The organism is Streptococcus mitis (assembly GCF_002096845.1).
Taxonomy (GTDB): Bacteria; Bacillota; Bacilli; order Lactobacillales; family Streptococcaceae; genus Streptococcus; species Streptococcus mitis_A.
Genome location: NZ_NCVK01000050.1, coordinates 1 through 203 on the forward strand (window position 1 = coordinate 1; position 203 = coordinate 203).

Annotated in this window: 1 protein-coding gene; it reads left to right on the plus strand. The window is 45.3% G+C overall.

The genetic code is table 11. From position 1 onward, the window contains the following. Nucleotides 1–203 (plus strand): Ig-like domain-containing protein (locus B7695_RS11125; RefSeq protein WP_158086399.1); only part of this gene is annotated, 203 nt, incomplete at both ends.

Consider the following 203-nt stretch of genomic DNA (forward strand, 5'->3'; position numbering starts at 1 on the left):
GTAGCGGACGAAAACGGAAAAGCTACAATCACACCAACGAAAGAGCTTCCAGCAGGAGACGTAACAGCGAAAGCAACAGATCCAGCAGGCAATGTGTCAGAACCAAGTACACCAGAAAAAGCAACAGCAGATACCAAAGCTCCAGCTAAACCAGAAATCAAAACAGATCTAACAGGTAAAGCAGGAACTAAGACACCAGTTGA